General features: G+C 44.6%; 15 protein-coding genes. 8 read left to right on the forward strand and 7 right to left on the reverse strand.

The annotated features are described in order from the left end of the window. Positions 1–27: 27 nt before the first annotated feature. From IOD06_RS01935 to IOD06_RS01960, 6 genes are all read left to right on the forward strand, one after another. A complete protein-coding gene (locus IOD06_RS01935) occupies positions 28–1,371 on the forward strand; it encodes a glutamine synthetase family protein (protein WP_194618829.1) in 1,344 nt (447 codons plus the stop codon). Between the two features lies 1 nt (position 1,372). Beyond that, positions 1,373–2,749, forward strand: a complete 1,377-nt coding sequence (locus IOD06_RS01940; RefSeq protein ID WP_194618830.1) for an FAD-binding oxidoreductase — start codon at positions 1,373–1,375, stop codon at positions 2,747–2,749. 195 nt (positions 2,750–2,944) lie between these two features. Beyond that, positions 2,945–4,438 carry a Na+/H+ antiporter NhaC family protein gene (locus IOD06_RS01945; RefSeq protein ID WP_189581273.1) on the forward strand — a complete coding sequence of 498 codons (1,494 nt, stop codon included), beginning with the start codon at positions 2,945–2,947 and terminating at the stop codon, positions 4,436–4,438. Between the two features lie 117 nt (positions 4,439–4,555). Then, complete coding sequence (gene aguB / locus IOD06_RS01950; RefSeq protein ID WP_320157421.1) at positions 4,556–5,428, forward strand: N-carbamoylputrescine amidase; 873 nt, start codon at positions 4,556–4,558, stop codon at positions 5,426–5,428. A 52-nt stretch (positions 5,429–5,480) separates the two neighbouring features. Beyond that, positions 5,481–6,608, forward strand: coding sequence for an agmatine deiminase (gene aguA, locus IOD06_RS01955; RefSeq protein ID WP_194618833.1), 1,128 nt, complete (start codon positions 5,481–5,483; stop codon positions 6,606–6,608). An 83-nt stretch (positions 6,609–6,691) separates the two neighbouring features. Next, positions 6,692–8,065 (forward strand): NAD-dependent succinate-semialdehyde dehydrogenase, encoded by a 1,374-nt coding sequence (locus tag IOD06_RS01960; RefSeq protein ID WP_194618835.1) that lies wholly within the window; start codon positions 6,692–6,694, stop codon positions 8,063–8,065. Positions 8,066–8,161: 96 nt separating this feature from the next. Here IOD06_RS01960 and IOD06_RS01965 read toward each other — a convergent pair whose 3' ends face one another. The 3 genes from IOD06_RS01965 to IOD06_RS01975 form a co-directional block, all read right to left on the reverse strand. Further along, the gene (locus tag IOD06_RS01965; RefSeq protein ID WP_010198643.1) at positions 8,162–9,604 is read right to left on the reverse strand and encodes an APC family permease; all 1,443 of its coding nucleotides are present in this window, start codon (positions 9,602–9,604) and stop codon (positions 8,162–8,164) included. A 254-nt stretch (positions 9,605–9,858) separates the two neighbouring features. Further along, positions 9,859–11,121: a 4-aminobutyrate--2-oxoglutarate transaminase gene (gene gabT / locus IOD06_RS01970; protein WP_194618837.1), complete on the reverse strand. Its 1,263-nt coding sequence runs from the start codon at positions 11,119–11,121 to the stop codon at positions 9,859–9,861. Positions 11,122–11,309: 188 nt separating this feature from the next. Next, on the reverse strand, positions 11,310–12,776 hold the full coding sequence (locus IOD06_RS01975; RefSeq protein ID WP_010198637.1) for an NAD-dependent succinate-semialdehyde dehydrogenase: 1,467 nt from the start codon (positions 12,774–12,776) through the stop codon (positions 11,310–11,312). 329 nt (positions 12,777–13,105) lie between these two features. On the opposite strand from IOD06_RS01975, the gene IOD06_RS01980 reads away from it, so the two are divergent. Then, positions 13,106–13,876 (forward strand): IclR family transcriptional regulator, encoded by a 771-nt coding sequence (locus tag IOD06_RS01980; protein ID WP_194618838.1) that lies wholly within the window; start codon positions 13,106–13,108, stop codon positions 13,874–13,876. Positions 13,877–13,944: 68 nt separating this feature from the next. Here IOD06_RS01980 and IOD06_RS01985 read toward each other — a convergent pair whose 3' ends face one another. Together IOD06_RS01985 and IOD06_RS01990 are read right to left on the reverse strand one after the other, a co-directional pair. Beyond that, positions 13,945–15,135 carry a CaiB/BaiF CoA-transferase family protein gene (locus IOD06_RS01985; protein ID WP_320157422.1) on the reverse strand — a complete coding sequence of 397 codons (1,191 nt, stop codon included), beginning with the start codon at positions 15,133–15,135 and terminating at the stop codon, positions 13,945–13,947. Positions 15,136–15,351: 216 nt separating this feature from the next. Beyond that, positions 15,352–16,536 (reverse strand): acyl-CoA dehydrogenase, encoded by a 1,185-nt coding sequence (locus tag IOD06_RS01990; RefSeq protein ID WP_010198628.1) that lies wholly within the window; start codon positions 16,534–16,536, stop codon positions 15,352–15,354. A gap of 230 nt (positions 16,537–16,766) precedes the next feature. Here IOD06_RS01990 and IOD06_RS01995 point away from each other — a divergent pair, with 230 nt between their 5' ends. Further along, positions 16,767–17,540: an IclR family transcriptional regulator gene (locus IOD06_RS01995; protein WP_227669842.1), complete on the forward strand. Its 774-nt coding sequence runs from the start codon at positions 16,767–16,769 to the stop codon at positions 17,538–17,540. Between the two features lie 179 nt (positions 17,541–17,719). Here the strand turns inward: IOD06_RS01995 and IOD06_RS02000 are convergent, their stop codons facing one another. Both IOD06_RS02000 and IOD06_RS02005 read right to left on the reverse strand, forming a co-directional pair. Continuing rightward, positions 17,720–18,433 carry a hypothetical protein gene (locus IOD06_RS02000; RefSeq protein ID WP_194618840.1) on the reverse strand — a complete coding sequence of 238 codons (714 nt, stop codon included), beginning with the start codon at positions 18,431–18,433 and terminating at the stop codon, positions 17,720–17,722. A gap of 329 nt (positions 18,434–18,762) precedes the next feature. Beyond that, positions 18,763–19,467, reverse strand: coding sequence for a hypothetical protein (locus IOD06_RS02005; protein WP_194618841.1), 705 nt, complete (start codon positions 19,465–19,467; stop codon positions 18,763–18,765). Positions 19,468–19,627 lie beyond the last annotated feature (160 nt).

Raw genomic sequence — 19,627 nt, forward strand, 5'->3', positions numbered from 1 at the left:
TTCTAAAAATTCATAGGAAGAATAGACATGATGACAACCAATGGAATGGTCAAATCTGCACACAACACAGAATACGTCTATGTTGCAGCAGGTGATATCAATGGCTTGCTTCGTGGTAAGCGCATCCCTTTTGATCAAATGGAAAAAGCAGAAAACGGGGCAATCCGATTACCTCTGTCAATCTTGGGTGTCGATATATGGGGCGCGGATGTTATCGAGTCTTCCCAATGTAATGGCGATATCGATGCCATTGCCCGTCCAACTGGCCGTGCTGCCTATCCCCTTCTCAATACCAGTGCACCCTCATCGCTGCTACCTATTTGGTTATATACCGAAGACAATGAGCCTTACTACGGTGATGCCCGCCATGTTTTGGACTATATCAGCAAAAAATTCAAAGCATTGGGACTGACGCCAGTGATGGCAACCGAGCTAGAGTTTTATTTGGTTGACTATACCGAGGGAGAGACACCTAAGCCTCCCATTCGCCCCAAAAGTGGATTAAGACTAAATAAAACTTCTATTTTAAGTATCAATGACTTACTGCAATTTGATGAATTCTTAGATGAAGTCTATGAGCAATGTAATAAACTCGATATTCCTGCTGATGCAGCACTGGCCGAAAATGGTTGTGGTCAATTTGAAATCAATTTATTACATGTGGACGACCCATTAAAAGCCGCTGACGATGCGATTTTATTTAAACAAGTGGTCAAAGCCGTGGCAGCTCGTCACAAGCTCACCGCTACCTTTATGGCAAAACCTTTTGGTCTACAGTCTGGTAATGGCTTTCATGTGCATTGCAGCTTATTAGACAAAGACGGCAACAACGTCTTCGATGATGGATCAGATGAAGGCTCAGATATGTTGCGTCACGCGGTCGCTGGTCTGCTAAAAACCATGTCAGATTGCACTCTATTATTTGCCCCACATGTGAATTCTTATCGCCGCTTTACACCCGGTACGCTAGCGCCAAACAATGTGTCGTGGGGTTATGAAAACCGCACCGCAGCCGTGCGTATCCCTGGTGGTGACTCAAAAGCGCGCCGTATCGAGCACCGTGTCTCTGGGGCAGATGCCAATCCTTATCTGGTCTGTAGCGCGGTACTGGCAGGCATGCTGTATGGCATCGAAAACAAGCTAGAAGCGCCTGAACCCATTAATAGCATTACTTACGACGCAGCAGAACTTAAGACCTTGCCACTAGACTGGCTCTCGGCCATCCGTCAGTTTGAAAGCAGTGATATCATTGATTCGCTGTTCCCAAGCGAGATGATTGAGCTGTTGATCGCGGTCAAAAAGCAAGAAGCCAAACGCTTTGCTCAGCAAGTGACCAACCTTGAATACCTCACCTATTTACAGGATGTTTGATATGTCAAATAGCAGCTCGAGTAGCAACCCAAATAGCAACATAGTAACGAACCAAAACCCACCTTCTAATAACACACGCAACATCCCGCATTATTCAGACAAAGGGCAATATCCTGATAGCTATTATGCGGCCAGTCGTAATCCAAAGCCTGATAGACCGACGCTAAAAAATGATATTCAAGTAGAAATCTGTGTGGTAGGTGGCGGCTACAGTGGCCTATCAACTGCTCTGCATCTCATTGAAACCGACCACGAAGTCGTCGTGCTTGAAGGTGCGCAGATTGGTTGGGGCGCATCAGGCCGCAATGGCGGGCAAATCGTCAACGGTCTAAATGCTAGCCTGCAAAAGATCAAAAAGTCTTACGGTCAAGAAAATGCAGATTTCGTCGGTCAGCTCGTGACTCGCGGTGGCAAAATCATTCGCCGTTTTGTTAGAGACTACGATATCAGCTGCGATCTCAAAGAAAAGAATATTTTTGCTGCTTTAAACCACGGACAATTAAAAGACTTGCAAGAAACGCATGCCCTGTGGGAAAGCCATGGTATGCATGATCGGGAAATGCTGGACAAAAATGGCATTCAAGAGCATATAAAATCAGATGCTTATGTAGGCGGCGTCATCGATCACTCTGGTGGACACTTTCATCCACTAAACCTTGCGTTGGGTGAAGCGGCAGCTATCGAACAAAATGGCGGCACGATTTATGAGAATACCTTAGTGGTGGATATTGAGTATGCGGACGATGCTATCAAAGTCATCACCGAGTTTGGCACCGTCACTTGTAAGCAAGCGGTGCTGTGCGGCAATGCCTATCTCAATAAAGTCATCCCTAAACTGACTGACCGTGTCATGCCTGTATCGACGCAAATTATCGCCACCGAGCCGCTGGGTGATTTAGCTGATCAGCTCCTCCCAACCGATGTTTGTGTCGAAGATGTTCGCTATATTCTTGATTACTATCGTCTCTCAGCAGACAAGCGCATGTTATTTGGCGGTGGTACAGTCTACGGTGGTCAAGACCCAGCTGACATCTCAGCTAAAATCAGACCAAACATGAATAAGATTTTCCCAGAGTTACGTGATGTCAAAATCGACTATGCGTGGAGTGGGAACTTTGCTTTGTCTTTTTCTCGCGTACCACAAATGGGCAAACTACATGAGCGTGTATATTTCGCCCATGGTTATAGTGGTCATGGCGTAACAGGGTCGCATTTGTTTGGACAAATCTTGGCTGATGCCATCAATGGTAAAACCAAAGAGTTCGATGCTTTTGCACAAATCCCTTGGATTCCGTTCCCAGGTGGTCGAGCGCTGCGAGTCCCTTACTCGGTTATGGGCTCATGGTGGTATGCGCTAAAAGATACCACTGGCATGTAAACGCATGAAAGCCTTGAATAATAAACATTGAACAAAGTGTTTTTATTTTAAAAGCTGTCGTTACATTGACCTATCATAGCAACGGATTGTTGTGATAGGGCGCGATAGAAAATTGGTTCGCTACTGTCTGTCGCGCGTCAACCATAGAATAGAGCTTGTTTAAAAAAACAATGAGGTTTTACAGGGAGCGTAAATATGAACATGAAGCTCAATGATGCTGTCGAAAGACAGTATCATAATAAGCGAGTATTTCTCACCGTCATAGTAGCCGTCGTCATCTATCTGGCTTTTGCTTGGCTATCTACCAGCCGTGCCCCAGACCAATCTTGGGGTGCCTTATCTTTATTACCAACATTATTGGTATTAGTCACTGCCATTGTCTCTAGGCGACCATTTGAATCCATGATCGCAGGCTGTGTCGCTGGCCTCGTGATGCTCAATCCTTTTGATTTGGTCTCCCCTTTTGCAGACAACATGTCGATGGTGCTAGGTAATGAGACCATTATTTGGATTGTTCTCGTCTGTGGTCTGATGGGTGGTCTCATTCAACTGCTTGAGATTAGTGGGTGTCTAGATGGCTTTAGTGAATGGCTACAAAAAATCATTAAATCGCGCCGTCAGTCATTATTGGCCACCTTTGCTTTGGGCGTGGTGGTTTTCATTGATGATTATTTAAACTGTCTAGCAGTATCTACCTCCGTCAAAAAACTCACTGACGTCTATAACGTTTCTCGTGAGAAGCTTGCTTATATCGTCGATTCAACCGCAGCTCCTATGTGTATTATCGTGCCTATTTCTACTTGGGCAGTCTACTTTGCAGGTCTTTTAGAAGAAAATGGCGTGGCTGGCGATGGTGAAGGTATTGGGCTTTATATCAGCGCGATTCCTTATATGGCGTATGCTTGGTTTGCACTTTTGATTGTATTCTTGGTAGCGTATGGCATTTTGGGTGACTGGGGTCCGATGAAAAAAGCAGAGGCACGTGCCAAAGCCGGTAATCCTGTTCCGGAAGCCTTTGTCGAGGAGCAACTGATCTCAAACGTCCAAGCCAAACGTAAGCTATCGTTCAAAGCCAATATCGCAAACTTTGCTTTCCCAATGATCTTACTGATTGTCTCTACGGTCTACTTCGAAGTCGATCTATTACGCGGTGCATTACTGACCTGTTTTGTGACCGTCGTTGTCTATTGGATGCAAGGAATTTTAAGTTTTGAGACGCAAGTTGAAGCCATTTTTAAAGGCTTTAAAGTCATGCTCTATCCACTCTCAACTGTTATTGGTGGTTTTTTCTTAAAAGCCATTAATGATGAGCTTGGTATGACCTCATATGTGATTGAGGCTATCACGCCTTATATGACCATTATTATTTTCCCTGCCGTCATCTTTGCCGTCATGGCTTTCTTAACTTTTGCCACATCATCAAGCTGGGGTCTGTATGTCCTTGCGATGCCCATCGTATTCCCGATATCGCTCGCCCTAGGCGTTAGCACTCCCCTTATGATTGGCGCATTGTTATCTGCTTCTTCATTTGGTAGTCATGCTTGTTTCTTTAGTGATTCATCGCTACTTGCCGCGCAAGGTGCTGGCTGCTCCCCCATGCAGCACGCTTTTACCCAGTTCCCCTATGCCATGCTCGGTGCGGGCTTATCCGTCGTCACCTTCTTAGGCTTGGGTTATATGATGGCTTAAGCCAACCTTAACGCTATTATTTTAATCATTGATTAGCGGGCAATGAGAGATGGTTCGTTAATCAGTCAAAACAAGCCTTTTATATGGTACTCACTAATAAATACGATAAGGATTTAGATCATGCGAAATGTTACCGTTGCCACGACTCAAATGGCATGTGGTTGGGATATACAACAAAATATTGCCACTGCAACTGATTTGGTCACCAAAGCCGCCAAAGCGGGTGCCAATATCATCTTGCTACAAGAGTTATTTGAGACGCCCTACTTCTGCCAAGTTCATGACTTTGATTACTTTAAGCTGGCGACTTCAGTTGAGGATAATGCGGCTATCAATCACTTCAAACAGTTGGCTAAAGAGCTGCAAGTGGTATTGCCGATTAGCTTCTATGAAAAATCAGGCAATACCTTTTTTAATAGCGTGACCGTGATTGATGCCGATGGCGAGATAATTGGCACTTATCGTAAAACGCATATACCAGATGGCATTCCTTATGCCGAAAAATTCTACTTTACCCCCGGCGATACTGGATTCAAGGTTTGGCAAACCAAGTATGCCAAAATCGGTGTCGGTATTTGCTGGGATCAATGGTTCCCTGAGTGTGCTCGTAGCATGGCATTAATGGGTGCAGAAATACTGTTTTATCCGACTGCGATTGGTGATGAGCCAACATTGGACATCGACTCAAAAGGCCATTGGCAACGCTGTATGCAAGGTCATGCTGCCGCTAATCTCATGCCAGTCGTAGCAGCCAATCGTATTGGCACTGAGACGATTACTCAAAACGGAAATGACAGTACCATGCAGTTTTATGGTAGCTCGTTTATCACGGATGGTCGCGGTGAGATCATCCAAGAAGCATCTAAAGATAAAGAACAGATACTTAGTACGACTTTTGACTTAGATCAACTGGCTATCGAACGTCAGCAATGGGGCATTTTCCGTGATCGTCGTCCATCGATGTATAGCACGTTGCTAACTCATGGATAAGGTTTGTTAACAAGCAAGCTCACTCGCGCTATCGTCAAATAAGGTGCTCTATATGTCATTATTACCGAACCAATCAATCACTGGCTCAACACCACAACAAAACGGCTTTTACATGCCAGCAGAATTTGAGCCTATACAAAAAATATGGATGGTATGGCCATACCGTGCTGATAACTGGCGACAACAAGCCACTCCTGCTCAGAAAGCTTATGCTGATGTCGCATTGGCAATCAACAGATTTTGTGAGGTTGGCGTACTGGTCAATCCTGATGATTATCAATCATGCCGCGATAGTCTACCTGCTGACATCGACGTCATATCCATGCCCAGCAACGATGCTTGGGCGCGTGATACTGTCCCGACATTTTTAATCAATGAAGCAGGTGAGCTACGCGCTTGTGATTGGACATTCAATGCATGGGGCGGCGACTATGACGGGCTATACTCGCCGTGGGATGACGATGATAAGCTGGCTGAACGCTTATGTGACCATTTAGATATCAAACGCTATCGAACGGATGACTTTGTGATGGAAGGCGGTGCATTTCATGTCGATGGTGAAGGCACGGTTCTGACTACACGCATGTGTCTGCTAAGCCCAGGGCGCAACCCGCACCTAACCGAAGCTCAAATTGAAGACAAGCTAAAAGCCTATCTCAATGTACAAAAAGTGCTGTGGATTGATGACGGTATTGATCCTGATGAGACTACAGGTCACATTGACGATATCGCTTGCTTTGCGCGCCCTGGTGAAGTGGTTTGCTTGTTTACTGACGACCCTAAGCATCCGTTTTATGAAGCCACGCAAAAAGCCTATGAGCAGCTCTCAAATATGACTGATGCAAAAGGCAGACGTTTAAAAGTCCATAAGCTTTGCTGTACCAAAAACTCTGTCACCTTGCCTGAACATTATGATATTGAACAATCTGATGATGCCAAGGCGCGCTTAACGGGTGACGTCTGTATTGCCTCATATGCCAATTTTTTAATTTGTAATGACGCTGTCATCGTACCGCAATATGATGATATAAATGATGCACTCGCTATCGAGCAGCTTGAAAAAGTCTTTCCTCAACATCAGGTAGTGGGAGTACGAACGAAAGAGATTGTGTTTGGTGGCGGCAATATTCATTGCATTACGCAGCAGCAACCAAAATCATCAATTAAAAGCAGCAACTAAAAGTATTAACTAAAAGCAGCCGCATAAAAATATAGACCCAAATGGATTTTGAACCCAATAATATTTTAAAAAAGGACATAACTATGAGCGATTATCAAGTTAATAACCCAGCCACTGGTGAAGTAGAAGCCACTTACCCTACCGCCACTGAACAAGATATCCAAAACGCTATTGAGCAAGCAAATAATGCTTATCAAGACTGGCAAAAGACCTCGCTTAGCGAACGTAGTGCATTATTAAATAAAATAGCTGACATCTATATTGAGCGCCAAGATGAGCTAGCACGTATCGTTGCCAACGAAATGGGCAAGCCTCTCGCACAAGCAAAGGGTGAGCTCCAACTGGTTGCTCAAATTTATCGCTATTATGCAGATAACGGTGAGCAACTATTAGCACCAAATACCATTGATGTGGATCAAGGTTCTGCCTCAGTAGAAAAGCTCCCAGTTGGCGTTTTACTTGGCATCATGCCATGGAACTACCCGCATTATCAGGTAGCTCGTTTTGTGGCACCAAACGTGATGGCAGGTAACACCATTATCTTAAAACATGCGCCGCAGTGCCCTAACACCGCAGAAGTTATCGTTGATATTCTAAAAGACGCCGGCTTACCTAGTGGCGTGTATAACAATGTCTTCGCTACCAACGATCAAGCAGCGACTATTATTGAAGACACCAGAGTGCAAGGCGTCTCGTTGACAGGTTCTGAACGTGCAGGACAAGCAGTTGCAAAAGTAGCTGGTGGCGCCCTCAAAAAGGTCGTTTTAGAGCTTGGTGGCTCTGATGCGTTTATCGTTGCGGCGGATGCTGACATCGAGCAGGCCGTACAAGGTGCAATCATAGGTCGTTTTGGTAACACTGGACAGGCTTGTAATGCTGCTAAACGCTTAATCATCGTTGAAAGCGTGTACGACCAGTTTGTTAAAGGCTTTACCGATGTCGTACGTGGCATGACCCTAGCTGATCCACAAAATGAAGATACTTTCATTGGCCCGATGTCTTCGAAGGCGGCAGCAAACAATTTGCAAGAGCAGTTAGACAGTGCTGTCAAAGCCGGTGCAACGGTATTAGTCGAGGGTGGCATCGTTAAAGACAAGCCAGGTGCTTGGTTTGCCCCTGCGGTATTGGCAGATGTTGATGACTCAATGGATGTCTATCGTCAGGAGCTATTTGGTCCTGTCGCCGTTATCTACAAAGCGAATGATATTGCGCATGCTATCAAAATTGCCAATGATGTACCATTTGGTCTAGGTGCTTCAATTCAAACTCAAGACGCAGCATTGGCAGCAGAGATTGCTGAGCAATTAGATGTCGGTATGGTGACTATCAACGCGCCTTCTGGTAGTGAGGCCAATACCCCATTCGGCGGCGTTAAACGCTCTGGATTTGGTCGCGAGCTTGGTACCCTTGGTATCACTGAGTTTTTAAACTATAAGTTGATTCGTGACAAATCGTAATCGATAGTGTTTTTCTTAGATAAACAAAAAGCCTAACATTGAATGTTAGGCTTTTTGTTGAGTGATCATTGATTAAAAAATATTTTATCGAAAAACTTAGCGCTTAGGTGGATTGTCTTTTAACCACAACTGATTGACGATTTTTAATTCACGCAGCTCTTCTGCCATAATAGACTCACTAATGCCTGGATATTTCACTCTTGCATAGCCATATAATGCAATACCTAAAACAGTCCAACCAAAGAAAATCCACCACTCAATGGCGGTTAGTGCCGATGGCATACCTGGCATATACAACATCAACATACCAATGCTAAGCGCAATCGTGACCATACCGACCAGCTTGCCTGCGGGTATTTTGAATGGACGTACCATATCAGGCTCGCGGTAGCGTAGAACTAAGAATGATATCGCCACACAGGTATAAGCAATCACGATACCAAAACCACCTGCATCCACGATCCACACCAGCATTTTACGACCGAACAATGGCGCTAGTGTCGCCAAACCACCGATTAATAAGATTGCATTGGATGGCGTATTATATTTTGGATGCAGCTTGCTTAAGAAGGCTGGCAACATACGTGCTTTTGACATGGCATAAAGCAGACGACTACCACCGATCAAGAAAGCATTCCAGCTTGATAAGATACCCAGTACACCGCCAATAACCAACAAGATACCTGCCCATTTTCCTTGCCACGCATTGGTCATCGCATCAGCAGTAGCGAGGGTTGAGTTTTCTGCTTGTACCAGTGGTAAAGTCGTGCCCACACTCCAAGCGATACCCACATACCACATCACCGCAACAACGATAGAGAGAATCAAAAACTTGCCAATATTAGGACGAGTCAAATCAATCTCTTCTGCTGCTTGTGGAATGACATCAAAGCCCACAAACATAAAGGGTACCATCACGATAACAGCCATGACCCCTGCGGCACCGCCAATAAAGGCTGGCGCTTGTATAGAATTTGAACTCTCAGGATTGAATAAGACGGCACCGATGAACAGTAATGTACCAACGAATAAAATGCCCAATACCGCCGTTTTTTGGAACCATGCACTGACTTCCATACCACGAATATTGAGCCAAGTCACAATGATTGAACCCAACATCCCGACGCCCACCCAAGTAGCATAGACGTCCCAACCTGCAATCGTCCAGAGATAGCCTTGGTTATAGTTGGGGATAAAATACTCTACGACTGTCGGCAAGGCAACCGCCTCAAAGGCGACCACTGAGAAATACCCAAATAGAATACTCCATGAGCAAATAAAGGACACATTTACCCCCAGCGCTCGATGGGTATAAGTATGCTCACCGCCCGTAATCGGCATGGAGGCTGCCAGCTCAGCATAAGTCACGCCAATCAGTATCACTGCCAAACCACCGATAAAGAACGCCAGCATTGCGCCCCACGTACCGGCAGATAAAATCCAGCCGCCAGCTAAAACCACCCAGCCCCAGCCAACCATAGCACCAAATGCTAAGGCGATAATATCTAGCGTCCCTAACGTTTTTTTTAATTCAGACATAACTTGCTCCTTGTCTGTGTGTCATCCGTGTTAACCCTTTACGGCCACACTATGTTTTGTTTAGTGGGATAGCACCCATCATAATTATCATATATACCTTTTGATCCAAGCTGTTACGTACTACTTGTTTGATATTCAAATAGCAGAGACAGCAACGGCGTCTTGACTTGCAAGGCGCCGTTGTAAAAAATGTACTCAAAGCGAGTGCCATAGGGGCAATCTTGCTGCTCTATCAACTATTGGCTCGATACTTATTAAGCCGTTAAGATGCCTTTAATGATATCAAGACCTTCTTGTAGCACTTCATCTTCGACCGTCAGTGGCACCATCACACGAATGGCATTGCCATACATACCACAAGACGCTAGTAGCAAACCTTGCTCGAATGATTTTGCTTTCAGATTGTTTGCGGCTGCGGCATCAGGCTTGCCTTCGCTATCGATTAATTCAAATGCTAGCATTGCACCTTTATGACGAATATGACCGATGCTGCTTAAGTTTAAGTCCTTTAAGAAAGCTTCGATTTTGTCACCAATCTCAATGCTTCGCTCAAGCAAGTTTTCTTCTTCGATGACTTCCATGACCGCAAGCGCTGCCACACAAGCAAGTGGATTACCAGAATAAGTACCGCCCAAGCCGCCTACTTGCGGGGCATCCATGATGTCAGCACGGCCGATGACCGCAGAGATAGGATAGCCACCTGCCAAACTCTTGGCAGCAGTCATCAAATCAGGCTCAACGCCTAGTTGCTCAGTGGCAAACAACGTACCCGTACGCGCAAAACCACACTGTACTTCATCAAAAATCAAGACGATGCCATGCTCGTCACAGATATCACGCAAAGATTTGGCAAATGATGGTGTCACTTGATGGAAACCACCCTCACCTTGTACTGGCTCGATAATCATCGCAGCCACTTCACTAGGGTCGATATCTGCTTGAAAAATCATCTCAAGACTATGTAGCGCTTGTGCTTCGGTGACGTTCAACTCTTCTGCGGGAAATAACGCATGAAACACAGGACCTGGCATCGGGCCAAAGTTCTTTTTGTATGGCAAGACTTTACCAGTCAAGCTCATACACATCATGGTGCGACCATGCCAACCACCAACGAAAGAGATGATGCCTGGACGACGGGTTTTAGCACGAGCAATCTTGATACAGTTTTCAACCGCTTCTGCGCCAGTGGTTAAAAAGAAAGCTTTAGTATCACCACTGATAGGGGCTCTTTCGCACAGCTTTTCAGCCAAATCAACATAGCACTCATAGTTAATCATTTGTGCAGCAGTATGGGTAAATTTGTCGAGCTGCTCATGGACACGCTGGGTGATTTTTGGATGGCTGTGACCGGTATTCAATACTGAAATACCACCAACGAAATCGATATAACGATTGCCTTCCACGTCCCAAACTTCTGAGTTCTTTGCTCTTTCTGCAAAGATAGGAAAGGCAACACCCAACCCTGTTGGTAAAACAGCTTTGCGGCGCTCAAGTAATGATTGATTGGTAGTCGTCATAGAAATGTCCTTTTCTTTGTTCGTAACATAAGTGCCATCTAGTGATTGGCGGTTTATTTGATGTTTGTCTTTGTACTCAGTAGAGATCGAATGGTGTTTATTTGACATAAAACACCACAGATATCTAAAAATTTGTGCTAATTGATGTTTTGCTGATTATTGAGCCAACTAACCTATGTTATGGGCTATTAGCTAATATCAGAGCACCAGTATTTAGTCGTGACATAGTCTTCGATGCCATATTTTGAACCTTCGCGGCCAAATCCAGACTGCTTCACGCCGCCAAATGGGGCAACTTCGGTAGAAATCAAACCAGTATTGTGACCGATGATGCCGTACTCCAGACCTTCGGTAACGCGCCATGAGCGTGCATAGTCGCTACTGTAGAAGTAAGCGGCCAAGCCATAGATGGTATCGTTAGCAGCACGAATAACTTCTGCTTCATCCTTGAACGTAAAGATGGTCGCAATCGGTCCAAAGATTTCTTCAGAGGCGATATCCATATCACTGCTAATATCTGTAATAACCGTTGGGTTATAAGTCAGTTCTGAAGCAGCGTTGACACTACCGCCAGTGACCAGTTTTGCCCCTTTATCTAATGCATCTTTGAGCAAGGCCTGTACTTTATCTAACGCTTTTTTGTTGATAAGAGGGCCGATATCGACGCCTTCTTCTAAACCGTTACCGACCTTCAACTCAGCGACTTTTTTGACAAAGACGTCTAAAAATTTATCTTTGATACTGTCTTGCACGTATACGCGGTTGGCGCAGACACAGGTCTGACCAGCATTACGATATTTGGAAGCGATTAAGCCGGTAGCGGCTTTTTCGAGATCGGCATCATCAAAGACGATAAATGGTGCGTTGCCACCTAACTCTAACGATAGCTTTTTGATAGTCGGCGCACATTGTGCCATCAGCGTACGGCCTACTTCTGTAGAGCCTGTAAATGACAATTTATGAATGCGGGCATCACCCGTTAAGATCTCACCAATGACCGAAGATTTGCCAGTCACTACTTGAATGACGCCAGCTGGAATACCCGCTTGCTCAGCCAATACGCCTAGCGCCAATGCAGAATACGGTGTCTCAGTAGCAGGTTTGACGATAATCGTACAGCCTGCTGCTAGTGCAGGAGCAACTTTGCGCGTGATCATCGCAGCTGGGAAGTTCCAAGGCGTGATAGCGGCACAAACACCGACTGGCTGCTTAAGGACGACGTGACGTAGCTGTGTGCTATTGGCAGGAATCACATCACCGTAAACGCGCTTGCCTTCTTCGGCAAACCAACGGATAAAGCTATTGGCGTAGCCTACTTCACCGCGTGACTCAGTCAGCGGCTTGCCTTGCTCAGCGGTCATGATGATGGCCAAATCTTCTTTATTGGCATCGATCAGATCAGCCCACTTTTGCAATAACTCTGCACGCTCTTTGGCTGTTTTTGCTGCCCAGTCTGCTTGGACGTCATGAGCATAAGCAACAGCTTCGTTGACATCTTCTGTGGTGAGACTTGGTACGGTACCGATGAGGTCGCCATTAAAAGGATTGTTTACATCAAGCACAGCGTCATCACTAGCAGCATGCCAGCCGTCTTTAATGAAGCAAGATTGTTTGAGTAAATCTGGATTTGATAGGGTTAGCGTATTTTTTGGCATCGTAACACTCCATGTTGGTCGTGATTTGCGCATTTATTATGAGTAAGCTATTGAACAATGTGGCAATTCAAAATGGCAACTAAAAACGATGCCATTTAAAAAAAACGGCAACACCATCCATTGTTGAATAGCTCATTACAAGAGAATAAAATCAAAACGGTCAGTCAGTAATAATTATTGCTCATCTGTAATTTGTTCAATATACTGAACGTTAATTCTATATATGAGACATCATTATAAGAATGATGAGCCACTCTTTGCAACCTTTATTAAGATTATTTTGAATATTATCTTCACTATTTCTATTTTTACTTTTTGATAGGCAACTTATGAGCACAACAGCCGTTCCAGCATTGGACAAAACTTTTCAAATCTTAGATTTAATTACGGCAAGTCAACAACCCTTGACTGCCGCTCATATCGCTAAGCAATTAAGACTGCCGCGTAGCTCAACCCACAATATATTGCAAAGCTTATTGGGCAAGCATGTCATTTATAAAGATAGTGACAGCCGCTTTCACTTAGGCTCGTATTTGATGTATTGGGCTGGCAAGTATGAGCAGCAGCAAGGCGTTATACAGTTATTTAAAGACCTCATCGTCCAACATCCTGTTTTGCTACAACATACTGTGACCTTGTCTAAATTGGACTTGGGCGAAGTTGTTTTTTTAGCCTGTCACGAAACGCCTGCCCCGCTTGGTTTTACTTTCCGTGCTGGTGTGCGCGTACCGGCAGTATTTTCAGCGACTGGTAAAGCGCTGTTGTCTACGCTCTCAATGCAAACCATCGAATCTTTGTACGAAGGTATCTTTCCTCAGCCGCTCACACCAAATGGTGTCGATAACTTTGTAAGCTTATCTGCTGAGCTAAGCGCCATTCATGACAGTCGTATTTCACTCGATGACGGGCAATTACGCGAAGGTATGTACTGTTTGGGTACTTATATTCGCAATGCTTCAGGCAATGCCGTTGCAGGTATGGCGGTTAGCTTTTTGCAGGCAGAATACGAGTCTAAGTATGCTGAGGTGAGTGCTGTGCTGATTGAATTGGCTGAACAAATTGAGCAGCGTTTGGGTTTGAAGGCGGAGAATTTGGCTTAGCTTTTTGAGCAAAAAATCAAAAATCTTACTTGGCATTTGGTCGATGTCGTTTAAATTGAGGATGGGCCTTAAACAATCCCATCCGCTTTTAGCTTAGCAATCATCTCGCTGTCGTAGCCTAAATCAGCAAGCGTACTGTCAGTATGCTCACTCAATTGTGGTGGTGGCGTACGATAGCTAACAGGTGATGCGGATAGTTTGATAGGATTGCCCAGTGCGCGTACTGGACTGCCTTGCGCGGTGAAATCAACTATCATTTCACGTGCCAGTGCTTGCGGCATGGCCAAGGCTTCAGCCACGTTATGAATCGCCCCGCACGGAATGCCTGCTTGATCTAATACCTCTAACCAATAGTTGCGTGGTTGCTTGGCAAATTGTTTAGTTAGCTCACCGCACAGCAGCTCACGATTGGCAACACGTTGTGGATTGGTCGCAAAACGGCTGTCGCTATGCCAATCTACACCTAGCACCTCACACAATTTGGCAAACTGGCTGTCATTACCACACGCTAAGATAAAATGTGCTTCACCCTGACCTGCAAATACTTGATAAGGCACGATATTAGGATGCTGATTGCCCAGTCTTGGCGGTATCTTATCTGAGGCCAAATGATTCATACCGACGTTAGCTAACATCGCCAGCGCACTGTCAAGCAGTGCTACATCAACGTGTTGACCAAGTCCAGTATTTTGACGTGCTAGCAGTGCTGCTTGAATGCCAATCGTCAGCTGCAAGCCTGCAAATAAATCGACGACTGCCACACCAACCTTATGCGGTTCGCCATCACTCGGACCTGTAATGCTCATTAGCCCTGACAACCCTTGGACAATATAGTCGTAACCTGGGCGTTTGGCATCTGGTCCTGTCTGCCCAAAACCCGTCAATGACGCATAAATCAGACGTGGATGGTCTTGTTTGAGACTGTCATAATCCAAGCCATATTTTTTAAGACCACCGACTTTAAAATTCTCGACCAAGATATCACTGTCAGCTATCAGCTGCTTAATAATGGTCTGCCCTGCTGGCGTGGTGATATCTACCGTCAGTGATTTTTTATTGCGGTTAATAGTGGCGTAGTAAGCGGACGTATCATCGCTGAATGTTGGCGGTGCCCAATGGCGCGTTTCATCACCGATATGAGGACGCTCAACTTTAATGACTTCGGCACCAAGATCAGCTAACACTTGTGTACAAGAAGGGCCAGCCAGCACTCTCGATAAATCGAGCACCTTGATACCATGCAATGCGCCCTTTGGCATATTAGCCATATCAGTCATAATAATCCCTTATTGTGTCGTGTGTTCTTTGATTTTTTGATCATAAAATTGTTCTTTATCATTTAGCTGCTTAACGGTTAAATCATGAAGAACAACTGAAAAACGTACGCTACTGCCTATAAATGCTTCGTAAAAAGCAAAACAATAACGTACGTAATAAAATACAGGTGTACCAAACACTTTTAACTTAAAATCAGTTTAAAAGAATGCTTGAATACCTGTCTGTGCACGGCCTAGGATAAGCGCATGGATGTCATGCGTGCCCTCATAAGTGTTGACAGCTTCCAAGTTCATCACATGACGAATGATATGGAACTCATCAGAGATACCATTACCGCCATGCATATCACGCGCGATACGAGCGATATCAAGTGCCTTGCCGCAGTTATTACGCTTAATGAGTGAAATCATCTCAGGCGCTGCGTTGTCTTCATCCATCAAACGGCCAACACGTAGCGCAGCTTGTAGACCTAAGGTGATTTCAGTCTGCATATTGGCCAGCTTTAGCTGTACCAGCTGCGTTGCTGCCAATGGACGACCAAACTGCTTACGATCTAGCGTGTATTGACGAGCCGCTTTCCAGCAGAACTCAGCGGCACCCATTGAACCCCAAGCGATACCATAACGGGCTTTATTCAAGCAGCCAAATGGCCCTTTTAAACCACGGATATCTGGGAAAGCATTGGCTTCAGGAACAAATACTTTGTCCATGACAATCTCGCCCGTGACTGAGGCACGTAATGAGAATTTGCCTTCAATTTTCGGCGCTGACAGACCTTTCATGCCTTTGTCTAAAACAAAACCACGAATCTCGCCTGCATCATCTTTTGCCCAGACGACAAACACGTCAGCGATTGGGCTGTTGGTGATCCACATTTTATTACCTGTCAGCTCGTAACCACCGTCCACTGCGCGCGCACGCGTCGACATCGATGACGGATCAGAACCCGAATCTGGCTCAGTCAAACCAAAGCAACCGACATATTCGCCTGAAGCAAGCTTAGGCAAATAACGCTCTCTTTGTTCCTCTGTGCCATATGCCCAAATAGGATGCATCACTAGGCTTGACTGCACGCTCATCGCAGAGCGGTATCCGGAGTCAACTGCTTCCACTTCCTTGGCAATCAGACCATAGGCAACACTGGATAAACCAGCACAGCCGTAACCTTCGATAGTCACGCCAAGTAAGCCCATTTCACCCATTTGACGCATGATATTACGATCAAAATTCTCATTACGATTGGCCTCAACGATGCCCGGCATCAGCTCTTTTTGAAAAAACTGACGGGCGCTGTCCGTGACCATGCGCTCTTCTTCAGTGAGCTGGTCGCGTAATAAAAAAGGATCTTCCCAATCAAAGCGTGGGCTGGTAGATGTTGCCATGTGGATCTCCTTGGTATCAGTCATCCTGACTGACGAGTAGTGATTGATACATCAATTGGTTTAACAAGTCATTGACTTCGTTATTCCGCTGTGCGAAACTTAGTTTCATAATTTAAAACCATTTAAGCAAAATTTAGCCACGCTGTAAACCTTTATAAAAAAAAGATGAGTATAAAATGACAACACCCTTATCGACAGCTACGCCGCTACTGAGACGAATGCATGGAATAATGAGCCAAAGCAAGGAGGATAATGACCGACAATTTGTAACGGCACTGGGTCGCGGATTGATATTGCTGGCCGCTTTTGAGCATCATGAGCGGCTCACTCATCAGCAATTGTGTCAGATGACAAATCTGCCAAAAGCGACCGTTACTCGCCTTATCCATACGTTAACCTCGCTTGGGTTTTTACGTACGAATGAATACGGACAGTATCAATTGGGCAGTAGTGCTGTACGGCTAAGCGCCACCGCGTGGAGTCGCCATGACATGGTCTCGTATGCTGAGCCACTATTACGGCAATTCGCCAGTAGCAATGAAGTATCGGTGAATTTGGCAACTGAAGTCGAAGGTGAGATGCGCTATCACGCCTGCTGTCGTAGCCCTGCACGCTTATCGGTCAATTTACAAGTTGGCTCAGCCGTACCCGTCGCACGTACTGCTATCGGGCGTGCTTTTTATGCGGCAAGTACGCAAGCGAGACAGGCTGTGATCAGTAGCAATCTAAAAGAGCATTTGTCTATAGAGGATTATAACCACGCGCAAACTGCCCTAGCCGACGCGGCAGAGCATTATGTGACGCATGGCTATACCGTGTCAGATGGGGAGTTTTCTACTGATATATTAGCAGTCGCTGTTGGGGTGTATGATGTCGCAACGGGACAATACGCTTATTCGCTCAATGCCAGTGTGCCAAGCGCCAACTGGGAAAGCGCCGACTATGCGGCGATGATAGTGCCTAAGTTGCAGGCATTGGCTGAGCGGATTGGGAGTGGTGTTTAAACATTTGAACTATATATAGTCAGTGAAAAGTAATATCGATACATCATGCACTGCTGATATCAATTTTTTGTAGCCTCTGTCTGCGCAAGCACAGCAAGCAAGAAAAACTGAGATCAGCAGTGCCGTAGCATTTTTAGGGTCTTTTGACTATGCGTACTAAAGCATATTCTGTCTAGCCATTAGACCCAACCCTCTTCCAAAAGCTGCTCAGTATTACTGATTTTGAACTCATCACATAAATTATAAAACGCTATTGGGTCTTCAATATTATCGAGCAACTCTCGTTTATTGAGCGCCACAAACAAAGCCAATGCATAAGCGGCACAATGGATAGATTTTTTGGGATTAAAGGTGATGTCAGTAAAGGCCTGATATTGCATCACTTCCTCGTGCAGCTGAGGATTTTGCTTTAGGGCATTTACATACAGCCAATCATAAAACACAGTTAACGGCTCTACACCCCACTCCATACCAAAATAATTATAGCCAGTGAGTTCTCCTGAGGTGGTTAATCGCTCGTCCTTTCTGGCTTGTCTTGGCGGTACTGTCAGCAAGTCAAGGTAAGGCCCACCGTCCTCAAAAACCATGCTGGCTTGAAAGGCATTTTCGACACTGTATTGATTGCCATCATGCTCATCAGTGATCTTTAAGCTGAACGGGCTTAGTGGAAAACTTAACTTATTGCCAGATTTGCTAGACAGCTCTAACACTTGCTTAAATCCATATTTTTTACGAATGACTTGTTGCAGGTCATTGATGGACTTTTTCTTCTGTCTAGTTGCAAATCCCACATGCCGCTCAAACCTAACCATATCCGTTTTTACCAAATTGTCACTGTTGACTTTGGGCATGAATACAGGTCTGTGTTCTACAGCGTTTTGTGCTTGTTCCATAGCGATGTGCCTTATTGATGATTTTGTATTAGGGCTAATGGTTTTGTATTAGGGCGTATTTGATCTTTTGACCATGGCGCTAACCGTGAGTATTTGTAATCTATTTAACACACCATAAACTTTTGAATTGCCTCAACTATAGCCTGAATAACACTGGTTTTATGTATCAAAAAGCGCCCCCTTTAGGAGCGCTTTTATCATTAATTATACCTTATTATTAAATAACGTTATCATCTATAGGGGTCTGAATATATAACTTTGCCAGATTACCACTGTCTTGGTACAAATCATAACCAACTTGATCGGAAGTACCAGACTTATCTTTCAGGCTATTCCGCATTATCCAATAATTTATTAAGCTCGTCCACCATGGCATCATCTATGATGCTGTCTTCTACATAGCTTACGATCTCATCTATGGTCGTCAGATCCATTGCCCGAATACCTAAGCTGGCTAGCTGCTCATTAATAGAGTCTAAACTGTCATTGTCTTCAGAGTCATCCAATAAATTCTCTTCGAATCTGCCTCTCACGAACCAATACATTTTTTCTAGTACAGTGTCTTTTTTGGTTAAAGTAGAATAACCATCGCCATAAATAAATAAATTAAAATGATAAAGTATCTCTATATCATTGATAAAAAAAGTACGCTGACACTCTAAAGTATAGGCTTGGATTTCTTTGTCTTCAACACCTTCATCATTTTTATTATCTTCATCATATTCGATCGCTTCCTCTACCAATCCGCCCAGTATTTGATAGTCGCCTACTTTAATTTTATGATTGTAAATGATAGAGGAGTCTGCGATTGCGTCGAAAATAATAGCACTGACATCCAGCGTATTATTATCGATGTCATAAAATCTTTTTAGCGCGGGTAAAAACTCAGTTAGCTTGTCTTCAGGTATTGGGATCAAAAACTGCTGCTCGTATATTTTAATCATATCTTCAGGCGCATAGGTATTGGCAGTATCAGTCTCGTTTCTACCTGTGGGCTGTAAAGGTGCAAAATCATACGGGTTACTATTGGTCATTTAGGATTGCCTTTTCATTTGGGTTAACAGTAATAGATGTCTACTATTAAAAAATAATATGCGTTTCGATATATGTTTCTATATGCGCTTCTAAGGGCATATAAACCTCTCAATATATGCTTAGAATGTATGCGGGTATTGTCGCTTATTTGAACAATTT

This window comes from Psychrobacter sp. N25K4-3-2 (assembly GCF_015351755.1).
Taxonomy (GTDB): Bacteria; Pseudomonadota; Gammaproteobacteria; order Pseudomonadales; family Moraxellaceae; genus Psychrobacter; species Psychrobacter glaciei.

Excerpts from the sequence above, each read along its gene's own strand:
- IOD06_RS01980 (WP_194618838.1), top strand. The coding sequence starts at position 13,106 with ATGAGCACAACAGCCGTTCCAGCATTGGACAAAACTTTTCAAATCTTA.
- IOD06_RS01995 (WP_227669842.1), top strand. The coding sequence starts at position 16,767 with ATGAGCCAAAGCAAGGAGGATAATGACCGACAATTTGTAACGGCACTG.
- IOD06_RS02005 (WP_194618841.1), bottom strand. The coding sequence starts at position 19,467 with ATGACCAATAGTAACCCGTATGATTTTGCACCTTTACAGCCCACAGGT.
- IOD06_RS01990 (WP_010198628.1), bottom strand. The coding sequence starts at position 16,536 with ATGGCAACATCTACCAGCCCACGCTTTGATTGGGAAGATCCTTTTTTA.
- IOD06_RS01940 (WP_194618830.1), top strand. The coding sequence starts at position 1,373 with ATGTCAAATAGCAGCTCGAGTAGCAACCCAAATAGCAACATAGTAACG.
- IOD06_RS01935 (WP_194618829.1), top strand. The coding sequence starts at position 28 with ATGATGACAACCAATGGAATGGTCAAATCTGCACACAACACAGAATAC.
- IOD06_RS01965 (WP_010198643.1), bottom strand. The coding sequence starts at position 9,604 with ATGTCTGAATTAAAAAAAACGTTAGGGACGCTAGATATTATCGCCTTA.
- gabT (WP_194618837.1), bottom strand. The coding sequence starts at position 11,121 with ATGACGACTACCAATCAATCATTACTTGAGCGCCGCAAAGCTGTTTTA.
- IOD06_RS01960 (WP_194618835.1), top strand. The coding sequence starts at position 6,692 with ATGAGCGATTATCAAGTTAATAACCCAGCCACTGGTGAAGTAGAAGCC.
- aguA (WP_194618833.1), top strand. The coding sequence starts at position 5,481 with ATGTCATTATTACCGAACCAATCAATCACTGGCTCAACACCACAACAA.
- IOD06_RS02000 (WP_194618840.1), bottom strand. The coding sequence starts at position 18,433 with ATGGAACAAGCACAAAACGCTGTAGAACACAGACCTGTATTCATGCCC.
- IOD06_RS01975 (WP_010198637.1), bottom strand. The coding sequence starts at position 12,776 with ATGCCAAAAAATACGCTAACCCTATCAAATCCAGATTTACTCAAACAA.
- IOD06_RS01945 (WP_189581273.1), top strand. The coding sequence starts at position 2,945 with ATGAACATGAAGCTCAATGATGCTGTCGAAAGACAGTATCATAATAAG.
- IOD06_RS01985 (WP_320157422.1), bottom strand. The coding sequence starts at position 15,135 with ATGCCAAAGGGCGCATTGCATGGTATCAAGGTGCTCGATTTATCGAGA.